Origin of the sequence: Streptomyces anandii JCM 4720, assembly GCF_014650655.1 — a bacterium.
GTDB classification, from domain to species: domain Bacteria; phylum Actinomycetota; class Actinomycetes; order Streptomycetales; family Streptomycetaceae; genus Streptomyces; species Streptomyces anandii.
The window spans coordinates 62,817-68,069 of the sequence record NZ_BMVJ01000025.1 but is presented as its reverse complement, the minus strand read 5'-3'; the positions used below and the strand labels follow the sequence as shown (position 1 = coordinate 68,069).

Here is a 5,253-nt window from a genome sequence, read left to right as displayed (position 1 = left end):
GCCCGCAGCCCGCAGCCCGCAGCCCGCAGCCCGCAGCCCGCAGCCCGCAGCGGCAGCGGCAGCGTCCCCCACCCGCTCGCGCAACGCACGCCGCCGGCCGGCCGGCCGCCTCAGCATCGCCCGCCCCGGTCGGCCGGCGGGTCAGCCCTCCTGGCCGACCCTGCGCCGGTACACGTCCACGATCCGCTCCAGCGAGTCGTCGAGGTAGACCGCGAGGAGCTTCTCCGCGCCGTCCCGGTCGCCGGCCTGGAGGGCCTGGAGGATCTGCTGGTTGCGGGTGAGGTAGGGCTCGTGCAGGCGCCGCGGGTCGTCCACGACGTGGAAGGCGAGGCGCAGTTCGGCGAAGACGCTGCGCATCAGCTCGTCGGTGCGTTCGCTGCCGGCGAGCGCGACCAGTTCCCGGTGGAAGTGGATGTTGGCGGTCCCCAGCCCTTTCCAGTCGGTCTCGCGGGCCGCCCGCCGGCCCTCGGCCACGGCCTCGGCGAGGGCGTCCAGCGCGTACGGAGGCTCGCCGAGGCCGCGCACGACGGCGCACTCGACGAGCCGGCGGGTGCGGTAGATGTCCTCGACGTCCTCGACGGCGAGCACCCGCACGAAGACGCCCCGGTTCAACTCGTGGACGAGCAGCCGCTCGTGGGTGAGCAGCCGGAACGCCTCGCGCAGGGTGTTGCGGGACACGCCGAGCGCCCCGCCGATGCCGTCCTCCGACAGCCGGGTGCCGGGCGGGAAGTAGCCCTCGGCGATACGGCTTCTGAGGATGTCCGAGACGCGCTCGGCCGTGCTGGTGCGGCCCAGCAGGGCGCGGTCGTCGGCCAGTGGCGTCAGCTGCTCTGCCATGCCCGGAATTCAACCGCAGACACGGGAACGAGACAACAGGGGTATTGAAGGATCGTTCAACGATCCTCTACCTTGCTGGACACCGCACGGCTCTGTTCCCGCACTCTCCACCCCTCAACTGCGAGGTGCCCATGAGCTCGACCCCTCCACCGCAGGCCCTGAATCCCAAGACCGGCCGATCCGGCGGCGACGGCGAACGGACGGCCGGGGACGGCGCGTTCGGCTGGCTGCGGGCCCTCGATCCGCGCGGCCGCCGGGCCTTCGCGGGCGCCTTCGGCGGTTATGCCCTGGACTCGTACGACTACTTCACGCTGCCGCTGAGCATGGTCGCGCTCGCGGCGTACTTCGGCCTGGACAGCGGTCAGACGGGCCTGCTCACCACCGTCACGCTGGTCGTCTCCGCCGTGGGCGGGGCCATCGCGGGCGTGGTCGCGGACCGGGTCGGCCGGGTCAGGGCACTCATCATCACGGTGACCACGTACGCGGTGTTCACGGTGGCCTGCGGCTTCGCGCCCACCTACGAGACGCTGCTGGTCTTCCGCGCCCTGCAGGGCCTCGGGTTCGGCGGCGAGTGGGCGGTCGGCGCGATCCTGGTCGCCGAGTACGCGAGTGCCCGGCACCGGGGGCGCACGCTCGGCGCGGTCCAGAGCTCCTGGGCGGTCGGCTGGGCGCTGGCCGCGGTGGTCTACACGGTGGTGTTCTCCGTGGCCGGCAACGACCTGGCCTGGCGCGTGATGTTCTGGACCGGCGCCCTGCCCGCGCTGCTGGTGCTGTGGCTGCGGCGCCGCGTGCACGACGCGCCCGGGGCCACGGCGGTCAGGGAGGGCAGCACGGGACGCGGCTCCTTCGCGGCCATCTTCAAGCCGGGCACGGCCACTTCGCCGGGTCTGCTGCGCACCACGGTGTTCGCGGGACTGCTCTCCACCGGCGTCCAGGGCGGCTACTACACGCTGGCGACCTGGGTCCCGACGTATCTGAAGTCGGAGCGGGGCCTGTCCGTGGTCGGTACGGGCTCCTACCTGACGCTCCTCATCTCGGGCGCCTTCGCCGGCTACCTGACCGGCGGCTACCTCACCGACCGGCTCGGCCGGCGCCGCAACATCTGGCTGTTCGCGCTGCTGTCGGCGGTGTGCATCGTGGCGTACGCGAATATCCCGGGCGGCGCCAACACCCTGCTGCTGGTGCTGGGATTCCCGCTCGGGTTCTGCATGTCGGCCATCTTCAGCGGCTTCGGCTCCTACCTGAGCGAGCTCTACCCGACGCCGGTGCGCGGCACCGGCCAGGGCTTCACGTACAACACCGGGCGCGCCGTGGGCGCCGTCTTCCCCACCCTGGTGGGCTTCCTCGCGGACAGCTGGGGAGTGGGCGGCGCGCTGATCTTCGGCGCGATCGGCTACGGTATCGCGGCCCTGGCGCTGCTGGGACTGCCGGAGACGCGCGGGAAGGAACTCGCATGAGGCGCACGGACGTCACCGCCACGGCCTCGGCCCTCACCGCCACGGCCTCGACCGTCACCGCCACCACCGGCACCCCTGGGGCCGGCACCGGGACCGCCGCCGGGCTCCCGGAAGTGGCCCAGGACCGTCCCGTCACCCTCGTCGACGAGCACGCGCGCGCGTGGACCCCGCGTGCGGCCCGCCGGCGCTTCCGGGAGGGGCTCACGGGCCCCACGGCGGGGGTGGCCGCGGGCCACACCCAGGTCAACATGATCTCGGTCCCGGCCGACTGGGCGTACGACATGCTGCTGTTCTGCCAGCGCAACCCCAAGCCGTGTCCGGTCCTGGACGTCACCGACGCCGGTTCCTTCACCACTCCCCTGGCCGCCGGCGCCGACCTGCGCACGGATCTGCCGCGCTACCGGGTGTGGCGCGACGGCGAGTTGGCCGAGGAGCCGACCGACGTGCGCGGTCACTGGCGCGCGGACCTGGTGACGTTCCTGATCGGCTGCAGCTTCACCTTCGAGTGGGCGCTGGCCGGGGCCGGGGTACCCATCCGGCACGTCGAGCAGGGCCGCAACGTGCCGATGTACGTGACGAGCCGTCAGTGCCGGCCCGCCGGGCGGCTGCGGGGGCCCATGGTCGTGTCGATGCGCCCGGTGCCGCCCGAGCGCCTCTCGGCGGCCATCCGGGAGAGCAGCCTGCTCCCGGCGGTGCACGGCTCCCCGGTGCACTGCGGCGACCCGGCGGGCCTGGGGATCGCCGACCTCGGACGGCCCGACTTCGGCGAACCGGTGACCGCCGAACCGGACGACATCCCGGTGTTCTGGGCATGCGGGGTGACCCCGCAGGCGGCGGTGATGGCCTCCCGGCCGCCGTTCGCGCTCACCCACGCGCCGGGGCAGATGTTCCTGACCGACGCCCGCGACGAGCAGTACCGCGTGGCCTGAGGAGAAACGCGAAGCGATCCATGACCTCGATCGATCTGAACGCCGACCTCGGCGAGGGCTTCGGCCGCTGGCGGCTGACCGACGACGAACGGCTGCTGTCGGTCGTCACCAGCGCCAACGTGGCCTGCGGCTTCCACGCGGGGGACGCGGCCACCATGCGGCAGGTGTGCGAGCTGGCGGCCGAGCGCGGGGTGCGGATCGGCGCCCAGGTCTCCTACCGGGACCTGGCCGGGTTCGGGCGGCGCGCGATGGAGGTGCCGCCCGCCGAGCTGGCGGCCGAAGTGGCCTACCAGATCGGCGCGTTGGAGGTGTTCGCACGGGCGGCCGGTGCGCGCGTGTCGTACGTCAAGCCGCACGGCGCGCTCTACAACCGGGTGGTGCGCGACGAGGAGCAGGCGGCGGCCGTGGTCGACGGTGTGCTGCTCGCCGACGCCACGCTGCCCGTACTGGGCCTGCCCGGCTCCCGACTGCTGGAGCTGGCCGGGAAGGCCGGACTGCCCACGGTCACCGAGGCGTTCGCGGACCGCGCCTACACCGACGAGGGCACTCTGGTGCCGCGCGGCCTGGACGGCGCGGTGGTCACCGATCCCGAGGCGGTCGTGGAGCGCTCGGTGGGCCTGGCCCGCTCCGGGACGGTCCTCTCCCATTCGGGGGCGCTCGTCGGCGTGGAGGCCCGCTCCCTGTGCCTGCACGGCGACACGCCGGGTGCGGTGGAGCTGGCCCGGCGGGTCCGCGCGGAGCTGGTGGCGGCGGGCGTGCGGGTGGAGGCCTTCGCATGAGGATCCTGCCGGTGGGCGATTCGGCGCTGCTCGTGGAGGTGTCCGGCGGGCAGGAGGCCGAGGCCCTGCACGCGGAGCTGGTGCGCCGCCGTGCGGAGGGCCTGCTCTCCGTCCGCGAGATCGTGCCCGCCGCCCGTACGGTCCTGCTGGACGGCCTCGCCGAGCCGGACCGGGTGGCCGCCGAACTGGCCGCCGCGGAGGTGCCGCCCGTCCTCCCGCGCGGGGAGCGGGTCGTGGAGCTGCCCGTCCGGTACGACGGCCCGGACCTCGACACCGTGGCGGCCCACTGGGGCGTTCCCGCGCGGGAGGTCGCGCACCTGCACGCGGCGACCGAGTTCCGCGTCGCCTTCTGCGGGTTCGCCCCGGGCTTCGGCTACCTCACGGGTCTGCCCGAGCGCTGTCACGTGCCGCGCCGGTCCAGTCCGCGGACGGCGGTGCCGGCCGGCGCGGTGGCGCTCGCGGGACCGTACACGGGTGTGTACCCCCGCTCGTCGCCGGGCGGCTGGCAGCTGATCGGCACCACGGACGCGGTGCTGTGGGACCACACACGTGTGCAGGCCGCGCTGCTCACGCCGGGCACGCGCGTGCGGTTCGTCCCGGTGGGGCGGGTGGGCGGCTCATGACGGACCGCGCGCTCGCCGTCGTACGCGCCGGAGCGCTGACCACCGTGCAGGACCGGGGGCGCCCCGGTCACGCGCACCTCGGGGTGCCACGCTCGGGGGCGCTGGACGCGCCGGCGGCCGCGCTCGTGAACCGGCTGGTGGGCAACCCGGTCACGGCGGCCGTCCTGGAGACCACGCTCAACGGCTGTGCGCTGCGGCCCCGTTCGGCGGTCACCGTCGCGGTCGGGGGCGCGCCCTGCCCGGTGTCGGTGGACGGGCGCCCGGCTGCCTGGGGAGCCGCGGTGCGGGTGCCCGCCGGGGCCCTGCTGGAGGTGGGGGCCGCCGTCGCCGGGGTGCGCAGCTACGTCGCCGTCGGCGGCGGGATCGCCGTCGAGCCGGTCCTCGGCAGCCGCTCCACGGACCTGCTGTCCGGTCTGGGTCCCGCGCCTCTCGCGGACGGTACGGTCCTGCCCCTGGGGCGTCCGTACGGCCTCCCCGCGCGCGTGGACGTCGCCCCGCAGCCGCGGCCCCCGGCCGAACTGGTCCTGCGGGTGACGCCCGGGCCGCGCGAGGACTGGTTCACACCGCGGGCGCTGAGGGTGTTCACCTCCCGCCCGTACCGGGTGTCACCGGCCGGCAACCGCATCGG

The 5,253-nt window shown here is 74.7% G+C and carries 6 protein-coding genes; 5 read left to right on the top strand and 1 reads right to left on the bottom strand.

What is annotated here, in order from left to right; translation table 11 throughout:
- Positions 1 to 141 precede the first annotated feature (141 nt).
- Positions 142 to 837: a GntR family transcriptional regulator gene (locus tag IE249_RS31010; RefSeq protein WP_189710146.1), complete on the bottom strand. Its 696-nt coding sequence runs from the start codon at positions 835 to 837 to the stop codon at positions 142 to 144.
- 131 nt (positions 838 to 968) lie between these two features.
- On the opposite strand from IE249_RS31010, the gene IE249_RS31005 reads away from it, so the two are divergent.
- The 5 genes from IE249_RS31005 to IE249_RS30985 all read left to right on the top strand — a co-directional run.
- Complete coding sequence (locus IE249_RS31005; RefSeq protein WP_189710144.1) at positions 969 to 2,294, top strand: MFS transporter; 1,326 nt, start codon at positions 969 to 971, stop codon at positions 2,292 to 2,294.
- Positions 2,291 to 3,223: a putative hydro-lyase gene (locus IE249_RS31000; protein WP_189710142.1), complete on the top strand. Its 933-nt coding sequence runs from the start codon at positions 2,291 to 2,293 to the stop codon at positions 3,221 to 3,223. Before IE249_RS31005 ends, IE249_RS31000 begins: the two co-directional genes overlap by 4 nt.
- Before the next feature lie 20 nt (positions 3,224 to 3,243).
- Positions 3,244 to 4,002, top strand: coding sequence for a LamB/YcsF family protein (locus IE249_RS30995; RefSeq protein ID WP_189710140.1), 759 nt, complete (start codon positions 3,244 to 3,246; stop codon positions 4,000 to 4,002).
- Positions 3,999 to 4,625 carry a 5-oxoprolinase subunit PxpB gene (gene pxpB / locus IE249_RS30990; RefSeq protein WP_189710138.1) on the top strand — a complete coding sequence of 209 codons (627 nt, stop codon included), beginning with the start codon at positions 3,999 to 4,001 and terminating at the stop codon, positions 4,623 to 4,625. The genes IE249_RS30995 and pxpB overlap by 4 nt, the downstream gene beginning before the upstream one ends.
- Positions 4,622 to 5,253: 5-oxoprolinase subunit C family protein (locus IE249_RS30985; protein ID WP_229859628.1), on the top strand; the 632-nt coding region annotated here is incomplete at its 3' end. The genes pxpB and IE249_RS30985, both read left to right, overlap by 4 nt.

Coding starts and splice junctions, on each gene's coding strand:
- IE249_RS31010 (WP_189710146.1), bottom strand. CDS start 837: ATGGCAGAGCAGCTGACGCCACTGGCCGACGACCGCGCCCTGCTGGGC.
- IE249_RS31005 (WP_189710144.1), top strand. CDS start 969: ATGAGCTCGACCCCTCCACCGCAGGCCCTGAATCCCAAGACCGGCCGA.
- IE249_RS31000 (WP_189710142.1), top strand. CDS start 2,291: ATGAGGCGCACGGACGTCACCGCCACGGCCTCGGCCCTCACCGCCACG.
- IE249_RS30995 (WP_189710140.1), top strand. CDS start 3,244: ATGACCTCGATCGATCTGAACGCCGACCTCGGCGAGGGCTTCGGCCGC.
- pxpB (WP_189710138.1), top strand. CDS start 3,999: ATGAGGATCCTGCCGGTGGGCGATTCGGCGCTGCTCGTGGAGGTGTCC.